A 20,692-nucleotide genomic window follows, 5' to 3' on the forward strand; every position below is an offset into this window, starting at 1 on the left:
GTCATACCGCGACCCACACTTGGCCGTCCTCCACTCTCGCGGCAAAGGCGTTGACCGAGTTCCCCGGTATCTCGAGGCATTCGCCCGTGCGAAGGTCGTAGTGATGCTTGAAAATCGGCGATGCCACCACAATGCGCTCGCCCAGATTGCCGATCAGTCCGCGTGACAGGACCGATGCCTGTGAGCCCGGATCGAAGTTATCGATTGCGTACACGCTAGGGGTTCCATCGGAAAGATGAAACACGGCGATCTGCTCGCCGTTGATGAGCGCACAGACGCCGGTGTTCGGCACGATGTCGTCGAGCGGGCACACAGGCACCCACGCGCTTGGGATTCGATCTAGGTTCATGATGATGTCCTCAGTGTGGGTCGCGTGCGCGTTGATGTGTCATTCAGGCCGTCTCGACAACCACCGGAATGTCGATTCGCTTCAGTTGCCGTTCAGCCGGCGTCGCGGGACGAATCTGGCCACGCTCTTCGACGAAACTCACGTTCGCATCGGCTTCATCGCTGTTGACGAAATGGCGGAAGCGCTTGCGCGTGTCCGGATCGTTGACAGCCTTTTTCCACTCGCATTCGTAGGTGTCGACCACATGCTGCATCTCAGCTTCGAGTTCCGCGGCCAGCTGGAGCTTGTCGCGCACCACGACGTCGATCAGGTACTCGAGCCCGCCTTCCAGGTTGTCGCGCCACACGCTGGTGCGCTGCAGGCGATCCGCGGTACGGATGTAGAACATCAGGAATCGGTCGATGTACTGGATCAGCGTGGCTCGGTCGAGATCGGATGCGAGCAGCTCGGCGTGGCGCGGTTTCATGCCGCCGTTACCGCATACGTAGAGGTTCCAGCCCTTCTCTGTGGCAATCACGCCAATGTCCTTGCCTTGCGCCTCGGCACATTCGCGTGTGCAGCCGGAGACGCCGAACTTGATCTTGTGCGGCGTGCGCAAACCCTTGTAGCGGTTCTCTATATCGATCGCGAGACCGACCGAATCGCCCACGCCATAGCGGCACCATGTCGAACCCACGCATGACTTCACGGTGCGTACCGACTTGCCGTACGCATGACCGGACTCGAAGCCGGCCGCGATCAGCTCTTCCCAGATCAGCGGCAACTGTTCAACCCGCGCGCCGAACAAGTCAACACGCGCCCCGCCCGTGACCTTGGTGTACAGGCCATATTTCTTTGCGACCTGGCCGACGGCGATCAAGCCGTCGGGCGTGACCTCGCCTCCGGGCATCCGGGGAACAACGGAATAGGTGCCGTCGCGCTGGATGTTGGCAAGGTAGTAGTCGTTCGAATCCTGCAAGCTTGCATGCTCTTTCTTCAGCACGAACTCGTTCCAGCACGATGCAAGAATTGCGGCGGCAGCGGGCTTGCAGATATCGCAGCCAAGACCGTGACCATGCTTCGCGAGCAACGCGCCAAACGTCTCGATGCGCTCCACGCGCACCATGTGATAGAGCTCCTGACGCGAGTATGGGAAGTGCTCGCATAGGTGGTTGTTGACCGCGAACCCCTGCTTTTTCATCTCGGCCTTCATTACCTGCGTGACCAGCGCCACGCAACCGCCACACGAACTACCGGCCTTGGTCGCGGACTTCAATGCGCCGATGCTGGTTGCACCCGCGCACACCGCTTCGCATATCTGGCCTTTCGACACGTTGTTGCACGAACAGATCTGCGCGGCTTCGGGTAGCGCCTCCACCCCGAGGCCCGGCTTCTGCTTGCCATCGGAGGAAGGGAGAATCAGGAATTCGGGCGCGTCAGGCAGCTCGATACGATTCAGCATCATCTGCAAGAGCGTGCCGTATTCGGCCGCGTCGCCAACCATCACGCCACCGAGCAAATACTTGCCGCACTCGGACACCACCAGCTTCTTGTAGACCTGCTTGCGTTCGTCGCTGAACTGATACGCGCGGCTACCCGGCGTCTTGCCGTGCGCATCGCCAATACTCGCCACGTCCACGCCCATCAGCTTCAACTTCGTGCTCATGTCGGCGCCGGTGAAACCCGCCAGCTCGCCCAGCAACTGCTTTGCAACAACACGGGCCATGTCATAACCCGGCGCGACCAGACCGAAGACCTGGCCGTTCCAGAGTGCGCATTCGCCGATCGCGTAGATATCGGCATCGCTCGTGCGGCAGCTGTCGTCGATCACAATGCCGCCGCGCGCACCGACTTCAAGGCCACTGATCCGCGCAATCTCGTCGCGCGGGCGGATGCCGGCGGAGAACACGATCATGTCGGTGTCGAGATGGCTTGCATCGGCGAACTCCATGCGATGCGTTCCGTTCTCGCCATCGACTATGGCTACGGTGTTCTTCTGCGTATGAACCGTCACGCCCAGCTCTTCGATCTTGCTGCGTAGGACACGCGCGCCGCTGTCGTCGACCTGCACGGCCATCAGGCGGGGCGCGAACTCGACCACATGCGTCTGCAAGCCCATGTCGCGCAACGCCTTGGCGCATTCAAGCCCCAGCAGTCCACCGCCTACAACTGTGCCCGTCTTCGACCGCGCGCCGCACTCCTTCATTGCTTCGAGGTCTTCAATGGTTCGGTACACGAAGCAATCACGACGCTCATTGCCCGCCACCGGCGGCACGAACGGATAGGAACCGGTAGCAAGCACAAGTTTGTCGTACGCCAGCACCTCGCCGGTCGACACGGTCACGGTACGCTCCGCGCGATCGACCGACACAGCCTTCGCATTGAGCTCGAGCCGCACATTCTCCCGCTCGAAGAATCCCGGCTCGACCAGCGACAGGTCCTGCGCCGTTTTGCCCGAGAAGAATTCCGACAGATGCACGCGGTCGTAAGCCGGTCGCGGCTCTTCGCATAGCACGGTGATATCAAGTCCGTGCGCTGCGTTTTCAGCAAGGCATTCAAGGAGTTTATGGCCGACCATGCCATGGCCGATAACGACGATTTTCATGATCAGGACGCTCTCAATTGGCAATGCTGTTGTTGACACCCAATGCATCTGCACGCAGCGCAGCTTCCTGTGCCTTGTGCTCGGAGCTAAAGCGCACCGCGAGCGCGCACAACGCGGACAACGTGACCAGCATCCCAAGCATGGCCAGCGTCTGCTGGACGCTGCCAAAGCCCTTCATCAGGAAACCTGCGGCGACCGCGCCCACGTTGCCGCCCGCGCCGATAATCCCCGCCACGCCGCCCAGCGCCTTGCGGTCGATGAACGGCACGAGCGCGTAGGTCGCGCCACACGCCATGTGCGTGAACAGGCCGAAGCTCAGCATGGCGATCACGGCGAGCACCACACTGTCCGCATGCGAAAACCATAGCAGCCCGAGGCCTTCACCCGCTATGAGCGCGAACAACAAAGTCGAACGTATTTCCAGACCACGGCATGCAGCGGCCTTGTCCGAGAGCCAGCCGCCGAGCGCACGGGCAAACAGGGCGAGCAGTCCAAAGCTGCCGGCAGCGACACCAGCGGCTTTCAGCGACAGATGAAAGTGATCGACGTAATAGATCGCGGCGATGTTATGGATAAACACTTCGACGCCAAAGCAAGCCGCATACGTGACGAAAAGCATCCACACGCGGTAGTTCGCGCAGGCAGTGCGAAAGCTCGCCCAGCCGCCCTTCTTGCCGCCGTCGATGGTGATGCCGTGCGCGCGCAATTGCGTGAAGTTGCCTTGCGGGCAGTCCTGTGTGAAGCGCCAGTAGAACCAGGCCATCACCGGCATGGCCAGCGCGGGAACGACGAGCGCCAGGCGCCATGCGGACGCATCGGCGGCGCCGAGCGCGAGCATGCCAGCGAGCAGCAACGGCACCAGCATTTGCGCCGCGCCAGCCCCGGCATTGCCCCAACCGGCGCTGGTCGCGTTAGCCGTGCCGACCACGTTCGGCGCGAACATCACCGACGTGTGGTACTGCGTAATAACGAAGCTCGCCCCCACGGCGCCAATGCCCAGGCGGCATAGCAGGAAGCTTTCGTAACCGCCCGAGAGCGCCGCGCCGAATACGGGCAACGCACCCAGGAGCAGCAGTCCCGTATAGACCTTGCGGGGACCGTAGCGGTCGCACATTGGACCAATGATGAGACGCACCAGGATCGTCCCGGCAACCGCGGCGATGTTGATATTGGCGACCTGATCGATAGACAGGCCGAACTCGCGCTTGATCAACGGCATCAAAGGTGCACAGGCGAACCACGCGAAGAAGCAGACGAAAAATGCCATCCACGTGAGGTGGAAAGCACGCATCGGCGCCGTGCGCAGACTGAAGAGATCGATCCGGGTTGCTTTGTCTGCCATTGTCTTTCCACAAAACAAAAAGGCGTCCCGTGAAACCCAGCCGATGACTGAGTTCAGGGGACGCCGTTGTCCAAAAGCCCGTCATGGGCCACTGCTGAAGTCTTGCAATGAAACTGGACCGTCGTTGGTCCATGGACGCTCTAAATGCAAGCGCCATGCCATGCGCGGCGTCTCTATATTTGGCGTGCGTTAGCGGGCAGCAGCGCGTTTGTCAGCCGATTACGGGCGACGCATTTTGATGCAGCGCCGCACACTCGCGGTGCGACACGGCACTGTCGGCGTGCGGGAGGATCGGCACCCTGCTTGGGGCATGCCGATCTGCTACACACGATCGAAAAGGGCTTCGTTCGTGCGGACACGCATGAGGAGCGTGGCTTCGCGCAGCGGGCGCGTTATTGCCCGCATGGTTCGTTGCTGGACGCGCTAGGGCAATAGTCGTCTGGCCTGGATATTGCCTATGACTGACTGTGCGCGGCAACGATGTCGGGCACTTGATTAACAGCCTTATCGATTGAATGCTGGTAAAACACCGGCGACTCAGGACAACGGCGTCCCTTCGTGCAAGAGCACGAGTGGATGCCGTTTTTCGTTGGGGCGTCGTGATGTCGCATCGTCCGACGCAGGATATCTGATCTTCGATCTTTCAAGCAGCGCGGCGGTGACTGCGATTTTCTCAAGCGTTATCAACGCCGCCAAAGGACATCACGATGACAACTGGCAAGGTCACCTTGCTTAGCGCCGGTCCCGGCGATCTGGATTTGCTCACGATCAAAGCCGCCAAAGCATTGGCGCTGGCGGATATCGTGTTGCTGGACGATCTCGTCAATCCCGAGATCGTAGCGCTTGCGCCACAAGCTCGCGTGATCCGTGTCGGCAAGCGCGGTGGCTGCAAGTCGACACCGCAAGCCTTCATCCAGCGGCTGATGCAACGCTATGCCCTCAAAGGACTGCACGTGGTCCGCGTGAAGGGTGGCGACGCGCTGCTGTTCGGACGCGCGGGCGAAGAACTCACCGCACTGCGGCACGCGCAGATTCCGGTGGAAATCATCAACGGCATTTCGTCGGGCTTTGCAGCGGCCGCGAGTCTCGGCATATCGCTGACGCATCGGCAGCATTGCCAAGGGGTGACTTTCGTCACGGCCCACAAGCAGGATCACGGCGAACCCAACTGGGCCGCGCTCGCGGCGACCGGCACGACACTCGCAATCTACATGGGCATGACGCGCATCGAAAGCCTCTGCCATGCGCTGCTCTCGGCGTTGCCGGCGTCCACCCCTGCCGCCGTGGTTCAATGGGCCGGGACAGCATCCGAGCGGCACTGGCTTGGACCGCTGGATCGCCTCGCTATCGACGCCGTGAAGGAAGGCCTGGGAAGCCCCGCTGTGATCCTCGTTGGCAATGCGATTGGCGAAGCGGTAGATTGGGTGACTCCCAACGGAACCGGCGCTCTTACCGTGGACGAGCATGCCGCCTTCAACGCATGGCAAGACATCACTGAAGCGGTTCAGCATGCAGCCTGACCGGCGCAAGCCGCATCAAGCAGCGCTAGAAGTCTTCATGGCGCGCGCTGACCGGCCGCCGGCAAGCGTTGCGGCAGGCCTCCCATGCATGAGCTATCCCGGCGCCTGACCCATGCTTCGCGTACTGCTCGTCACCGACACCGACAAACCCATTGGCGATCTTCGCCAGGCACTCGCACGCCTGGGCTACGACATGCTGGCCGAGGTGGCGACCCCTGCGGCATTGCCCAAGGTGGTGGAAGAACAGCGCCCGGATGTGGTCATCATCGACACTGAATCGCCTTCACGCGATACGCTCGAACAACTTGCCGTGATGAACGAGACCGCGCCGCGCCCGGTCCTGATGTTCAGCAACGACGGCGACCAGCAACTGATTCGCGCCGCGGTCGGTGCAGGTGTGAGCGCTTATCTTGTCGAAGGCCTGGAGGCGGCGCGTCTCGCACCCATCCTCGAAGTCGCGCTGGCACGTTTTGCCCGCGACGAGCAATTGCGCAAGCGGCTCGCCGACGCCGAAAACGAACTCGCGGACCGCAAGCTGATCGACCGGGCCAAGCGCCTGTTGATGGACCGGCGCAAGATGTCCGAGCCGCAGGCCTACGCCATGCTGCGCAAGCGCGCGATGGACGAGGGAATGAAGCTTGCCGAGGTTGCGCGCCAGTTGGTGTCGATGGTCGATTTACTAGGGTAGCCCTACTACATGAATACGCCCAAAGCCGCTTTGAACCGCGCGTCCAAGCAACCCGAGAAGACCCACATCCGCCTGGGTTTCGTGGCGCTGAGCGATGTCGCCCCGCTCGCCGTTGCCAAGATCCTCGAGTTTGGCCACAGCCACGGCCTGACGCTCGAGCTGTGCCGTCAGCCCTCCTGGGCGGCCGTGCGCGACAAGCTGTTGTCCGGCGAGATTGATGCGGCGCACGCGCTTTATGGGCTCGTGTACGGCGTGCAACTGGGGATCGGCGGGCCGCAGGGTGACATGGCCGTGCTGATGGTGCTGAACCGCAATGGCCAGGCCATTACGCTCTCGAACCCGCTTGCCGAGGCGCTGAGCAAGAGCGGCAATTTGAAGGAGGCGCTCGCGTCGCTCGGCCGCCCTCCGGTCTTCGCACAGACCTTTCCGACCGGCACGCATGCGATGTGGTTGTACTACTGGCTCGCGGCGCTGGGCGTCCATCCCCTGCGCGACATTCGCAGCATCGTGATCCCGCCGCCGCAAATGGTCGATGCACTGGCTGAGGGCCAACTCGACGGACTCTGTGTAGGCGAGCCGTGGAACGCCGTTGCCGAGGCGCGCCACGCGGGCAGGACCGTCGCGATCACCAGCGAGATCTGGCCGGACCACCCGGAAAAGGTGCTTGCCAGCCGGCGCGATTTTGTCGCGCTTTATCCGAACACGGCGCGCGCACTGGTCCAGACGATGCTCGAAGCGTGCCGGTGGCTCGACGACCCCTTGCATCGCGCGGACATCTCCACGTGGCTCGCAGCGCCCGAACTGGTAGGCGTGCCGCAGGAATCGATCGCGCCACGGCTGCTCGGTGACTATGGTGCAGCGCAATTCCCCGTGCTGCCGCTCCCCGTCAGTTTCTTCGACAAAGGCGCCGTCAACTATCCGCGAGCGTCCGATGGCTTGTGGTTCCTGACGCAATATCGCCGTTGGGGTTTGCTGAGCGGCGATCACGACGACGCCGCGATTGCAGCGGCGATCAGCCAGACGGCGCTGTATCGCGAGGCCGCTGCATTGGCGGACGTTCGCGTGCCGGACGAGATCCGCGCGGACGTGTTGGTCGATGGGCGTGTCTGGGACGGACAAGATCCCGCAGCCTATCTCGACGGGTTCGCCATTCGTGCCTGACGCTGTGGCCGCGTTCGTCGCTCGCTGCAACGGCCACGCGACGTGTGTCACCGCGTGACGGCGTGGCCTTCATTCGCCCATTCGCGTGCGCATTCACGCGCTCATTTTCCGCCCTCATTCCCGCCCTCATTCCCGCACCGATTGAAAAACCCCTCTGCCCCTGAACCTGGAACTACGTAGAACAAACTCGACGATTGGTGACGACAGTGCGCGCCAAAGGCATCCGGACGGCCTATGAGCCCGGTTTGGGTTGCCAAGCTGCGACGGCATGACGGATGCTTCATGAGTTCCGGCACGCAGCGGCGCGACCGCAGGCGTGCCGGCCGTGGAACGCATCCTGCTCTGACGCATGACAAACCGTCAAGATCATCATCACCATCATCGAAGTTGAGGTTTCCATGAGCACGTTATCCACCGAGAAAATTCAGGCTGTGGTGAAAAAGGACGCGTCCTGGGTGATGGGCGCGCTCAAGAAATTTGGCGAGGATCGCTGTGCCGCCATGGCTGCGAGCATCGCGTTCTACTCCGCGTTTTCGCTGGCGCCAACGCTGGTCATGGTCATAGCAGTGGCCGGCTGGGTGTTCGGGGCCGACGCCGCGCGCGGCCAGTTGTTCCATCAGGTCAATGGACTGCTCGGCGATCAGGCCGCAGCGAGCGTGCAGAGCATTGTCGAGAATGCCCACCGAAGCGGCGGCACCGGTGTGGCTGCCGTGATCTCGTTCGTATTGCTGGCAGTGGGTGCATCGGCGACATTTTCATCGCTCAACACCGCGCTGAACCTCGTGTGGCCACTCACGGGCGATCAGAAATCCAGCGTTTTCGCACTGGTGCGGGTGCGGCTGATCTCGTTCGGCCTGGTGCTGGGGGTGGCATTCCTGCTGATCGTCTCGCTCGTCCTCGATACCGCCATCCAGGCCGTGGGCACATGGCTTTGGGGCAATTCGCCCTTCGTGATCATTGGTGACATCGTGCAGTTGCTGGTCGGACTGGTGATTCTCTCGCTTGCGTTCGGGGCGCTCCTGAAGTTCCTCCCCGATGGGCGGGTGGAATGGCGGGACGCAGTGGTCGGCGGGTTTGTTGCCGCCATCCTGTTTTCCGTCGGCAAAAAACTGTTTGCGTTCTACCTGACTCACGCGGGCACAGCGAATTCATTCGGCGCGGCGGGCTCCCTTGCCGTGTTGCTGATGTGGCTGTATTTCTCGGCAGCCGTGCTGCTGCTTGGCGCGGAGTTTTCAGCCGCGCGAGCCCGTTTGCATGATCCCCGCGGGGCGTGGGGCCAGCAAAGCACCCGGGTACCGCCGGGCAGCCGCGCCAAGATCGGTTCGATGCTGGCGGGCTCGACGGTTCCCGGAGCCGGCCGTATGGATGCGGATGCGGCCAGCCCCGGGACCACAAAAGCCTTTACGGTCGTCCCGGGACGTTCGCGGGCATCCATCGAACGGCGCGCTGGACATTCGCAGCAATTGACGCAGCGGGCACGCCAACGGGTGTCGGCGCTGAGCACCGCGTTGAATCTGAGCCGCAAGCTGGCCCGCGCGGAGACCGCTGCCACGCGCGTAACGGCGCGGGCCATGGTGGATTGCGGGCGCAAGGCGGTGCAGGCAAATGACCTGGTGAAAAGGTATCCGTGGCGTGCCGTGTTACTGGCCGGCGGTGCAGGTCTAGCGCTCGCGCTGTTGAAAGGACGCGAAGCAGGCCGTGAAGCAGGCCGTGAAGCAGGCCGCGACCAGCCCACGCAAAACGGCGGATAACGCCAGCGAGCCATGCGTAATCAAAAGCGCGATCCGGTCCCGGACCGGAGAGCCGCGACACGGCATTTTTCCGTGTCAAAAGCTTGCATCCCCGACACTTGATCCAGTCGCATAGCCGGCCACGCCGGGCAAGCGCGGCGCCTTTGTTGCGCCAAATGCAAAAATGGCGCTTGCAATGAGGAAGAATGTTGGTCATACACAACTCGCGGAACTGCCTTGGGGCACCGGACTTTGCCCTACCGCGCCAGACCGCCGTCGGGAGTAAACCCTCGCCCAGCCATACGCGGCGCTCACCTTGACCGCAAAAGCCCTCCTCGCAAGGGCCTCCGGCATATCCGGCTTATAACGCTTAATTAGTAAAAATCTAATAAAAACCAGTCACTCTCGCTGAACTAATCGCATTAAGAGGAACTTTCTGATGCTCGCTCTGTCTCCGTGCTTTCACTAGATGAATCAATGGCTAAAGCCTTGACAGGCTTGCCTTACAAGTCATCAAGCAGTCGGCCGCAAAGTGTCTTTTTTTCGAGACACGTTTTAATTTTTCAGTTCTTAAGTTTTGTAACGCTGCGTTATTCTCTGCGCCGGCAACAACGAATTTAATCCTAGCGTGGAGAACCTGATGAAACGTTTCGCACTGACTTCCCTTTCGCTGGCACTGCTCGGCACAGCTGGCGCGGCTCACGCGCAGAACAGCGTGACCCTATATGGCGTGATCGATGAGGCTGTCGCCTATGTCAACCACGCAAACGGCAATCAGCATCTGGTCGGCCTTTCTGCCGGCAACCTGTCTGGTGACCGTTGGGGCCTGAAGGGTTCGGAAGATTTGGGCGGCGGTTTGAAGGCAATTTTCCAATTGGAAAACGGCTTTAACGTCAATACCGGCGGATTGGGTCAAGGCGGTCGCGAATTCGGCCGTCAGGCATTCGTCGGTTTGACGTCTGACAAGGCTGGTACGGTCACGCTCGGTCGTCAATACGATCCGCTCGTCGACATGGTGCAAGGCATCACGGGTGACAATTACTGGGCGTCCATCGTTGGTACGCCGGGCGACGTCGACAACTACGACAACAGCTCGCGTGTAAACAACGCTGTGAAGTACGTTTCGCCGAACTATGCTGGCCTGCAATTCGAAGGTATGTATGGTTTCAGCAACGGCGCTGGCACGACGGGTCAAGGCCAGACGTGGAGTGGTGCAGTTGCGTATAACAACGGCCCCTTGGGCTTGGCTGGCGGTTACTACTACACGAGCAATCCGAGCGCAGGCCGTACGGCCGCAGCAGGATCGACCTGGAATAGCCCGTCGTCGGATTCGATCTTCGACAGCCCGATCAACAATGGCTACACGTCAGCTCACTCGATCGCCATCGCTCGTGCAGCAGCTCAGTACGCTATTGGCCCGGTAACGCTCGGCGGTTCGTACAGCAATGCAAAGTACCGTCCGGACGGTTTCTCGGCATTCACGTCGACCGAGACGTACAACATTGGCAGCTTGTTCGCCAACTACCAGCTGACGCCGGCTTTCCTGATCGGCGCAGGCTACACGTACGAGAAAGCGAGTGGCGACACGGCTGCCAAGTACCATCAAGTTGGTATCGGTGCGGACTACACGCTGTCCAAGCGTACGGACTTCTACGCACTTGGCGCATACCAGCACGCCAGCGGCACGCAAGCTACGTACGTCACAAATGGCGGCGTAACAACTCGCGTGACGCAAGACGCGCAGGCATCGATCGGTTCGTTCGGCTACGCCGGTACGAGCTCGCAAGAACTCGTGCTCGTCGGTATCCGTCACAAGTTCTAAAGCCAGATTCGGCGTGCAGCGTTTCACTGCATAGCGCGCCGGTTCAGACTGCGGTTCAAAAACAGCCATCGGCTTCACCGATGGCTGTTTTTTTATGCGTGGGAGGCTATTGACCACGGCGCGCCGCGATCAATGTGCAAAAAGCCGAAGCCAAATCCATTAGCCGAAAACAAGAACAGCCCAATCGGCGTAAAACCGATTGGGCTGTTCTTGTTCAGGCTATCTTGTCCTGCAGAGCATCCAACAAGCGCGCTCAAACCGCCTCTACGGCCCGAGTCCGGTTCAATGCTGCGACTGCCCGCTTTCCGGCTGCATCAACGTCTGAAACGGCGGCGCTGACGTATCGGGTTCCGCGCGCAGCTCGCTGCCTGTCACGCGCGGCACATTCGATACCGTTTCGCGCGCCCGCAGCGGCACATTGGCAGGATCGGCCCAGGTCGGATTCGGAATCTCCCCGAAGATCTGCCGCAGGCGTTCGCCCCAGGTGCGATGAATCATCTGGAAATAGTGGTTGTCGTTATCGATCGTGGAGAACCGCGTAACCTGCAACGCGTCCTTCTCATATACGAGCAGATCGAGCGGCAATCCCACAGATAAATTGGACCGCAGCGTGGAGTCCATGGACACCAGCGCACATTTCGCCACTTCGTCCAGCGGCGTTGACGGCGTGACGACGCGATCGATGATCGGCTTGCCGTACTTCGATTCACCGATCTGGAAATACGGGCTGACCTGCGACGACTCCACGAAGTTACCTGCCGAGTAAATCATGAACAGGCGGGTATTCGCTCCACGGATCTGGCCGCCGAGAATGAAGCTGCAATTGAAGTCAACGCTGAATTCCGCGAGCGTAGCAGCATCTCGCCGATGCACCTCGCGCACTGCATCGCCCACCAGCCGTGCCGCTTCCGCCATGGTGGCTACGTTATACAGCGTGGGTTTGTCTTCGGGCGCCGGTTCCGACAGCAGTTGCATGACTGCCTGCGTCAGGGCGAGGTTACCCGCTGCGAGGAGCACGAGGACGCGGTCGCCGGGCTGCTCGAAGACCGCCATCTTGCGGGCCGCGCTCACATGGTCGACCCCGGCATTCGTGCGGGTGTCAGACAGGAACACCAGTCCTTCGTCAACGCGCATTGCCACGCAATAAGTCATGCGTCCAATTCCTGAAAGAAGCAAATAGGTATTGTAATCGGGTAATCGCCCGGATCGGGCTGATTGCGGGGACTCGTGGCCAAGCAACCTCACCCGGCCAACGCGCCGCCTCCCGTCATCAGGTCAAGGTGCGTCAAATCAGACCCCGCCACCTCACCTTTTAATAGTTATCGGCAGATGGGGGCGCGCCTTGAATGTGCCGGTGCTGGCGGAACACAAGCGCCGCGACGCGTCACTCACTGGTCCGCCGTAGCCTGCACCGAAACGTCCACGCTCATGCGCTCTTCCTTGCCGCCCACGCGTGAACCGCGCACGGGCGCGGCCGCTTCATAGTCGCGTGCAACCGCGAGGCGGCAGTACCGGCCGCTGGCGAACGCGGCATGGGTGACGTCCACCGACACCCATCCGTCGTCGAGCCACACGTCCACCCACGCGTGGCTCGCAGCGTGCGGGACATCGCCCGGATCGATGTAACCGCTCACATAGCGCGCTGGCAGGCCCCGGGCGCGGCAACACGCCAACATGATGTGAGCGTGATCCTGGCACACGCCGTTACCGAGTTGCAGCGCCTGAGCAGCGGTGCTCGTGACCTCGGTTACGCCCGCCTTGAACTGCACCCTTGCTTCGATATTTTCCGCCAGCGCAATCAGCGCCGACGGTGAATCGAGCTTGGGTACCGAATTCGCGAGTTCGCGGATCACTGCGTCCGGCTCGGTCAGCGCGGTCGCGCATGTGTAATGCTGGAGTGGAATCCGGCCGGGACCGTCGTTGAGGCGGCCGCCGTCGAGCAACGTGGTTTCCACCTGACCGGTCACGGAAAGATGGATCTCCATATGCGGTTTCGTCAGCACCAGCGTATGCAGCGTGTTGGCGTAGGCGTCGCGGGTGACGTCGAGCTTGCCCACTGTGTCGATATTCCAGCGCCGCACCATCTGCGCCGACCCGTTGGCGGGGGTCATGCGCAGTTGCTGGATGGAGTACTGCACGGGCACGGCGTAACGGTAGCTTGTGTGATGACGAATGGTCAGAAGCATGATGGTTTCCAGGACGGATGCGGGACGGACGCGTTCAGGCGAGAGGCAACATGAGGAAGGTGCGCATCACGCGAACACCGAGCTCATCGACCCGTTTCAGGAATTGCGTCAGATAGGCGTGCACTCCGGTTTCAAGAATCTGGCGGATATCCATGTACAGCACGTCCGCGCGCAGCTTGCCGGCGAAACGTTCACACTCGTTCGAGCCGCTGGTGCGCAGCTTGTCGAGCGTCGCGCAGACTCCATCCAGCGACGCCAGCAACGAGCGTGGCATCTGCGAGTTGAGGATAAGCAGTTCCACTACCCGCGATGGCGTCACGACATCGCGATACACCTTCCGGTAGATTTCCAGCGCGGACACCGAACTCAATATCGAGGTCCAGTAGTAGAAGTCTTCCAGTTGACGCGCGGCTTCACGCGAGTTCGGTTCGGCATCGGCGAAACGCACGTCCAGGATCCGCGCCGTGTTGTCCGCGCGTTCCAGATACATGCCGAGCTGGATGAACCAGAACGCGTCGTCCTGAAGCGCGGTGCCGACCATCACGCCGCGACACAGATTCGAGCGGTACTTGACCCATTCGAACAGCATGTCGGGACTTTTTTCGAGTTCGTCCGCAGCCAGTTTTTCGCCGAATTCGAGCCACGTGAAATTGATGGTCTCCCACGCTTCCGTGGTCAGTGTCCCGCGTACGGCACGCGCGTTTTCGCGGGCCGCGTGCAGGCAGGAAATGATGCTCGACGGATTGCCGGTGTCGGCGACCATGAAGTGCAGCATGTCTTCGCGGGAATCCGAGCCCGGGAAACTCTCCTCGAATTTTGATTCGAGTTCCGAAATACGCAGTACCGAACGTTGTGCGCGCGCGGCCTGCTCCGGCGTCTGCGGCAGCAGCATGCCCTTCAGGTTGATATCGAGCATGCGAGCGGTATTTTCCGCACGCTCCATGTAGCGAGCCATCCAGAAAAGGTGATCGGCTGTGCGGCTTAGCATCATGATGGCGTTCCGTTGTTGTGTGGCGCGCTCGGGCGCAGCGCTTGAAAACGCGCCCGTGCGAACAATCCCTGTGGGTGCTTAGTCCACCATCCAGGTGTCTTTCGTGCCGCCGCCCTGCGACGAATTCACGACCAGAGAACCCTCCTTCAACGCCACGCGAGTCAGGCCGCCGGCGGCCATCGTCACTTCTTTACCCGACAGCACGAACGGCCGCAAGTCGATATGGCGCGGCGCAATACCCGATTCAACGAAGGTTGGGCATGCGGAGAGCGCCAAAGTAGGCTGTGCGATATATCCATCCGGCCGCGCGATCAGGCGTTCGCGGAACGCCTCGATTTCGGCTTTCGTCGATGCCGGCCCGACCAACATGCCGTAACCGCCCGCGCCGTGAACCTCCTTCACGACGAGCTCTGGCAGATGCGCGAGCGTGTAGGCGAGATCGTCAGGCTTGCGGCACTGGAATGTGGGCACGTTGTTCAGGATCGGCGTTTCGCCGAGGTAGAACTCGATCATGTCCGGGACGAACGGATAAATGGATTTATCGTCGGCGATACCCGTGCCCATCGCGTTGGCCAACGCCACGCGGCCCGCGCGATACGACGTCAGCAAGCCCGGCACGCCAAGCGCCGAGTCCGTGCGAAACGCGAGCGGGTCCATGAAGTCATCATCCAGCCGCCGGTAGATCACATCGACGCGTTTAGGCCCTTGCGTCGTGCGCATGAACACGTAGTTTTCATCGACGAAGAGATCCTTGCCCTCGACCAGCTCCACGCCCATTTGCTGCGCGAGGAACGAGTGCTCGAAGTACGCCGAGTTGTACATGCCGGGCGTGAGCACCACCACGTTGGGGTCATCCACCCCGGCCGGGGCGATCGAGCGCAACGTTTCGAGCAGCAGATCCGGATAATGCGCAACCGGCGCAATGCGGTTCTGCACGAACAATTCGGGGAAGAGCCGCATCATCATCTTGCGGTTTTCGAGCATGTACGACACGCCCGAAGGCACCCGGAGATTGTCTTCGAGTACGTAGAACTCCCCCGCATCTCCCGCGCGCACCACGTCCACGCCGGCGACGTGCGCGTAGACGTCAAGCGGCACGGCCACGCCTTGCATCTCGGGGCGGTATTGGGCGTTCGTATACACCTGTTCGGCGGGAATCTTTCCCGCCCGGACGATGTCGTGATCGTGATAGACGTCGCGAATGAACATGTTCAGCGCGCGGACCCGCTGTCGGAGACCGGCTTCAAGCTTGCGCCATTCATCGCCGGGGATGATGCGCGGAATCATGTCGAAGGGAATCAGGCGCTCGGTGCCCGACAGATCGCCGTTCACGGCAAACGTGATGCCAACACGCCTGAACAGCAGATCGGCTTCCGCGCGCTTGCGTGCGATGGTTTCGGGGCTCTGAGTAGAAAGCCACCGGGAGAAACGTGCGTAGTGCGCCCGCACGGTTTCCTCGTGACGCATTTCGTCGTAGATCTGCATCTTGCGTCCTTTTTTAATCGCGGCCTCGTGCCGCCTGTGCGTGGGAATACCGGCTCGATATCGCTCTTCAAGCTGGGCCACGCCTGTCCGACGCTTCGGTAGTTTCAGTATCTACAATTAAGCAACAGGCGTGCCATTTTTTCTACTACTTGTTTTTACTCATTGTTTTGGCGGGTTAAGTGGAAGTTTGCTTCAAATTAGTGCGCAGGGGTGAGCGGCGGTGGTTGTCGACGATGAGAAGATGCCCGATTTTGGTGCGCCGAGGCGTGTTCGCCCACGTCCGGTGGACATGGAGCGCCGATCAGAACGGGTGTCGGATTGCGGATTTAATGTCTGCGGCCTGCTGGTGTCAGCTGTCTTTTCCCTTTAACTGTCCGCCGCCTCCGGCGCCCCCTGCCATCCGCCTCCCAGCGCCTTATATACAGCGATCAAATCCGTTGTCACGCTCACCGTCGATTGCGCCAGCTGTTCTCGCGCCCCGGCCAACTGCCGCTCCGCATCCAGAACGGTGATAAAACTCACGAGCCCCTTCCGGTAACTATCGGTTGCTAGCTGCAAACTGATCCGGTTAGCCTCGACCGTGCGCGTCAGCGCCTCGCGCCGGTCCTGATCCGTCCGGTACGACACAAGGGCGTTATCCACGTCTTGCAGCGCCTTGAGCACCGTCGAGCGATATTGCAGCGCCGCCTGCCCCGCCTGCGCCTTCGCTATCCGCACGTTCGCCCGCAACGCGCCACCTTCGAAGATCGGCAGCGAAATACTCGGACCCGCAGTCCAGAACAAACTCGACCAGTGCGCCAGATATTTCGCCTGCGTCGCGCGTGTACCAATGGTGCCCGTCAGCGATACGTCCGGGTACATCTGCGCCACCGCCACACCAATCTCAGCGGTCGCCGCATGCAAATCACTTTCCGCACGACGAATGTCAGGGCGCCGCCGTGCCAGCGTGGACGGCAAACCAACCGGCACACTGGGTGGCACCGGCGGCACCGCTCCCGGTGCCTCCAACTCCTCATCCAGCGCCCCCGGCGCACTCCCGGTCAACACAGCGAGGCCATTCATCGCCTGCGCGATTTGTGCATCGAATTGCGGTAGCTGGGCCTGCAGCGACCCCACCTGCGCAGTCGCGCTCTCCACGTCGCTCTGGCTCGTCAACCCCACCCGCGCCTGCTCACGGGTCAGGTCAAGGATCTGCTGTTCCGAATCGATCTCAGCCAGCGTGATCCGCTTAAGCAGTTGCGCCCCGCGCAGTTGCGAATAGGTCTGCGCAACCTCCGCTTCAAGCGAAACAAGCGCGTCGTTACGATTCTCTATAGCAGACTCTGTTTGCGCATTCGCCGACTCCACCGAGCGCCGCACCCGCCCGAACAGATCGAGTTCCCATGAGGCATCGAAGCCATCCTGGAAGAGGCTCACCGGCGCCGTCAAGGAATTCAGGGCACCGGTCACACTCGCACTGTTGGGGCCAAGCGCATTGACCTTGTCATACACGCCCTGTGATTGCAGCAAGCCTTTCAGGCCCAGTTGCTCACGCTTGTAGCTCGCGTTCGCGCTAAGTTGCGGCAACCCCTGAGCCCCCGATACCACCGCTTGTTCGCGAGCCGCAGCAATGCGCAGCACCGCACTCTTCAAATCCAGATTGCCCGCCGCCGCACGGTCGACCAGCGAGTCCAGCGTGGTGTCGTTGAACTGCCGCCACCAGCGAGGATCGGGATCCGCATTGGTAGCCACCAGCGAAGGCATGCTCGCATGGGGAAAACGCATGTCGTCGGGCGGGTTCTGCACGCGCTGCAGATCGTGCCAGTTGTCCGGCGCCTGGGCGTCGGGCGGCGTGAAATCCGGGCCGACCGAACACGCGCCGGCGAGCATCGAAAACAGCAGGGGAATCAAGCGCTTGCTCATCTCAATGCCCTCCCCCGCCGCCCGAGGCTTTCACCGGAGAAAAGAAAAAGGTGATCGGCACGAAGCACAACGCAAAGATCGCCACCGCACCGAACACGTCAAGGTAGGCCAGGATCGTGGACTGCGATATGTATTGCTTGTACATCAGGCCGGTCGCCGTGGTCATGGCCTGCTGCATGGTCTGGCCCATGTCCATCAACGTGTGCGTGAGACGTTGTATCGAGTCATTGTAGTTCGGGTTCAACGGCGTCATATGCACGGCCATGTGCGCCATGTTCGCCTGCGTGCGCTCGACAATCGAGGCGGTCGCAAGCGAAATTCCAATCGATCCCGCCACGTTGCGGAACATGGTGAACAGCGCGGAAGCGTCCGCATTCTCCGATGTCTTCAGTGTCAGATAAGCCAGCGTGGTGATCGGTACGAACAGGAACGCAATGGCGATGGATTGCGAACTCCGCATGATGGTCAGCGTCTTGAAGTCGATGTTCGGCACCAAGTGATGCGTATAAAACAACGCACATGCCATGAGGAAAAAACCAAAACCGACCAGGAAGCGGGTTTGTATGATCGGCATCAGCTTGCTCACCACCGGAATGATGGCCACGATCATCATCGCGCCGGGTGACAGCACCAGTCCCGCGAGCGTCGCGGTATAACCCAGTTGCTGCTGGGCCAGTTGAGGCACAAGCACTGCGCTTCCGTACAGGATCGTTGCAAAACCCGCCATGCATATCGAACCCAGCGCGAAATTCCTGTCCTTCAATACGCGCAGGTCGACCACGGGTTTCTTCGCGTAAAGCAACCAGAAGATCGCGCCGACGATGCCGATCGCCGACAGAATCGCGAAGGTCATGATGAAACCGGACTTGAACCAGTCATCGTCCTCACCGCGATCGAGGAACACTTGCAGGCAGCCCAAACCCAGTGCAATCAAACCAATGCCGATGTAATCGAGGCCCAGTTCCTTGCGATCCTTTTTCTGCTCCCACGGCGGGTCTTCAACAAACTGCATTACGGCAATGGTCGTGATCACGCCGATCGGCACATTGATCAGGAACACCCAGCGCCATGTGAGGTTGTCGGTAATCCAGCCGCCGAGCGTCGGGCCGATCACCGGCGCTACCACGATCGCCACGGCCGAAATAGAGAACGCGCGGCTGCGTTGTTCGGGCGGAAAGGTATCCAGGATGATGGACTGCTGGTTCGGTTGCAAACCGCCGCCGAAAAAGCCCTGCAAGATCCGGAACACAATCAGTTGCCAAAGGTCTGTGGCGAGGCCACATAACAGCGAGCACACCGTGAACGCGCCAATGCAGATCAGGAAATAGCGCTTACGTCCCAGTAGTTTCGAGAGAAACGCGGAGATGGGAAGCACGATGCCATTCGCCACCAGATACGCGGTCAGCGTCCAGGTGGCTTCGTCGTAGCTCGCGGACATCGCGCCAGAAATATGCGGCAACGCAACGTTCACAATGGTCGTATCGAGCACTTCCATGAACGCCGCGAGCGTGACCACGACCGCGATCAGCCAGGGGTTGGACTTCGGTTTCCATCCGGCATGGTCGCTCATTTCAACATCACCTTCGGAACCACGGAGAGTCCGAGCGGCAGCGCAAGGTCGGGCTGCAATCCGCTATCGATAAGAATCTTCACTGGCACACGCTGCACGATCTTCACGAAGTTGCCCGTCGCATTCTCAGCGGGGAAAGCCGAAAAGCGCGAACCGCTGCCAAGCTGGATACTGTCCACGTGGCCGTGCAATTTCAGGTTCGGATAAGCATCGACGGATACATCCACCGAATCACCCGGGCGCATGCGCTCGAGCTGCGACTCCTTGAAGTTGGCCGTGACCCAGACAGTGGTGGTCACCAGTGAAAAAATCGACGTGCCCGCTTGCAGGAAAGTGCCGTACTGCACGTTGCGTTTGGTAACCCAGCCGTCCGCGGGCGCGCGCAGTTCCGTATAAGACAGGTTCAACGCGGCCGCTTCCACCTGCGCCTCGGCCTGTTCAACCTGCTGCCGGCGTTCCTCCACCGTGGCCTGCGCCTGGCTGATTTGCTGTGGCACGAGGCTCGCGGTTTTCACCTGCGCCTGTGCCTGCGCGACGTTGGCCAGCGCGCTTTTTTGCTGGGCCGTTGCAGTGTCGATGTTTTGTTGCGATGTCGCCCGGACGTCGACGGTGCGCTGCCGCTCGTACGCCGCGCGGGTCTGCGTCAGGTTCGCTTGCGCGCTTTGTTCCTGGGCCTTCGCCTGGGTCAACTGCGCTGGATATTGCACGCGGGCAATATCCAGTTGCACTTGAGCCGCATTGAGTTGTGCCTTCGCCAAACCAAGTTGGGCGTTTGCCTGATCCAGTTGAGCCTGATAGTCGCGCGGATCGATCTTGATCAGCAGATCGTCCTTGTGGACGAACTTGTTGTCACCCAGGTTCATGACCACGACGTAGCCCGAGACCTTGGGCGCGATCGTCACGGCATCGCCGTCGGTGTACGCGTCGTCCGTACTGACCTGATTACGGGTCGCGAACCACCAGATCAAACCACCCACGATCAGCAGCACCACAACGACTGCCAGGATGATCAGCGGCTTTTTACCCGGGCCTTTCTTCTGCCCGTTCGATTTGTCATTGGACTTGCTATTGGACTCGTCCTGGCCGCCGTTTTTATCGCTATCGTTTTTTTGCCCGCCGCGGTTTGAATCTTCCCCGGCCTTGTCTTCGTCATGGTCAGGTCGTGCGTCTTGATCTGGCATCAGGCCCTCTCTCACTCATTGAAACGCGGAATGACACAGGTGTCTGGCCACTCCCCAGGTCGCAGGTCGACAGAACGGGAATCTCTTGCTGTTGAACTTTCCTTCTTCTATTCACGCAACGGTTCAGCGTAAGGGCACAGCTTAAGCAAACCACGTGCCGTCGTTACCGGGCGATGGGTAA

General features: G+C 60.8%; 15 protein-coding genes. 5 read left to right on the top strand and 10 right to left on the bottom strand.

Features of this window, described 5'->3' with window-relative positions; genetic code table 11:
• Position 1: 1 nt before the first annotated feature.
• From nirD to BSU04_RS40560, 3 genes are read right to left on the bottom strand one after another with little or no spacing between them, the layout of a single operon-like run.
• Positions 2-349 (bottom strand): nitrite reductase small subunit NirD, encoded by a 348-nt coding sequence (nirD, locus tag BSU04_RS40550; protein WP_089165822.1) that lies wholly within the window; start codon positions 347-349, stop codon positions 2-4.
• Between the two features lie 43 nt (positions 350-392).
• The gene (nirB, locus tag BSU04_RS40555; protein ID WP_089165823.1) at positions 393-2,933 is read right to left on the bottom strand and encodes a nitrite reductase large subunit NirB; all 2,541 of its coding nucleotides are present in this window, start codon (positions 2,931-2,933) and stop codon (positions 393-395) included.
• A gap of 13 nt (positions 2,934-2,946) precedes the next feature.
• Positions 2,947-4,275 carry an MFS transporter gene (locus tag BSU04_RS40560; protein WP_089165824.1) on the bottom strand — a complete coding sequence of 443 codons (1,329 nt, stop codon included), beginning with the start codon at positions 4,273-4,275 and terminating at the stop codon, positions 2,947-2,949.
• A gap of 707 nt (positions 4,276-4,982) precedes the next feature.
• Between BSU04_RS40560 and cobA the strand changes: the two genes are divergently transcribed.
• The 5 genes from cobA (at position 4,983) to BSU04_RS40590 (ending at position 11,196) form a co-directional block, all read left to right on the top strand.
• The gene (gene cobA / locus BSU04_RS40570; RefSeq protein WP_089165826.1) at positions 4,983-5,795 is read left to right on the top strand and encodes a uroporphyrinogen-III C-methyltransferase; all 813 of its coding nucleotides are present in this window, start codon (positions 4,983-4,985) and stop codon (positions 5,793-5,795) included.
• A gap of 112 nt (positions 5,796-5,907) precedes the next feature.
• A complete protein-coding gene (locus BSU04_RS40575; RefSeq protein WP_089165827.1) occupies positions 5,908-6,483 on the top strand; it encodes an ANTAR domain-containing response regulator in 576 nt (191 codons plus the stop codon).
• A gap of 9 nt (positions 6,484-6,492) precedes the next feature.
• Entirely contained in the window at positions 6,493-7,644 is a 1,152-nt protein-coding gene (locus tag BSU04_RS40580; protein ID WP_089165828.1) for a CmpA/NrtA family ABC transporter substrate-binding protein, read from the top strand.
• 398 nt (positions 7,645-8,042) lie between these two features.
• The gene (locus BSU04_RS40585; protein ID WP_089165829.1) at positions 8,043-9,395 is read left to right on the top strand and encodes a YihY/virulence factor BrkB family protein; all 1,353 of its coding nucleotides are present in this window, start codon (positions 8,043-8,045) and stop codon (positions 9,393-9,395) included.
• 619 nt (positions 9,396-10,014) lie between these two features.
• Positions 10,015-11,196, top strand: a complete 1,182-nt coding sequence (locus BSU04_RS40590; RefSeq protein WP_089165830.1) for a porin — start codon at positions 10,015-10,017, stop codon at positions 11,194-11,196.
• Between the two features lie 282 nt (positions 11,197-11,478).
• Here BSU04_RS40590 and BSU04_RS40595 read toward each other — a convergent pair whose 3' ends face one another.
• From BSU04_RS40595 to BSU04_RS40625, 7 genes are all read right to left on the bottom strand, one after another.
• Entirely contained in the window at positions 11,479-12,348 is an 870-nt protein-coding gene (locus tag BSU04_RS40595) for a proteasome-type protease (RefSeq protein WP_089165831.1), read from the bottom strand.
• Between the two features lie 236 nt (positions 12,349-12,584).
• A complete protein-coding gene (locus BSU04_RS40600) occupies positions 12,585-13,382 on the bottom strand; it encodes a transglutaminase family protein (protein WP_089165832.1) in 798 nt (265 codons plus the stop codon).
• 34 nt (positions 13,383-13,416) lie between these two features.
• Positions 13,417-14,370 carry an alpha-E domain-containing protein gene (locus BSU04_RS40605; RefSeq protein ID WP_089165954.1) on the bottom strand — a complete coding sequence of 318 codons (954 nt, stop codon included), beginning with the start codon at positions 14,368-14,370 and terminating at the stop codon, positions 13,417-13,419.
• Positions 14,371-14,451: 81 nt separating this feature from the next.
• Positions 14,452-15,858, bottom strand: a complete 1,407-nt coding sequence (locus tag BSU04_RS40610) for a circularly permuted type 2 ATP-grasp protein (protein WP_089165833.1) — start codon at positions 15,856-15,858, stop codon at positions 14,452-14,454.
• Between the two features lie 366 nt (positions 15,859-16,224).
• A complete protein-coding gene (locus tag BSU04_RS40615) occupies positions 16,225-17,760 on the bottom strand; it encodes an efflux transporter outer membrane subunit (protein WP_089165834.1) in 1,536 nt (511 codons plus the stop codon).
• Between the two features lies 1 nt (position 17,761).
• On the bottom strand, positions 17,762-19,330 hold the full coding sequence (locus BSU04_RS40620; RefSeq protein WP_089165835.1) for a DHA2 family efflux MFS transporter permease subunit: 1,569 nt from the start codon (positions 19,328-19,330) through the stop codon (positions 17,762-17,764).
• Positions 19,327-20,511: an HlyD family secretion protein gene (locus tag BSU04_RS40625; protein WP_089165836.1), complete on the bottom strand. Its 1,185-nt coding sequence runs from the start codon at positions 20,509-20,511 to the stop codon at positions 19,327-19,329. The genes BSU04_RS40620 and BSU04_RS40625 overlap by 4 nt, the downstream gene beginning before the upstream one ends.
• Positions 20,512-20,692 lie beyond the last annotated feature (181 nt).

The organism is Caballeronia sordidicola, assembly GCF_002220365.1.
Lineage (GTDB): Bacteria > Pseudomonadota > Gammaproteobacteria > Burkholderiales > Burkholderiaceae > Caballeronia > Caballeronia sordidicola_C.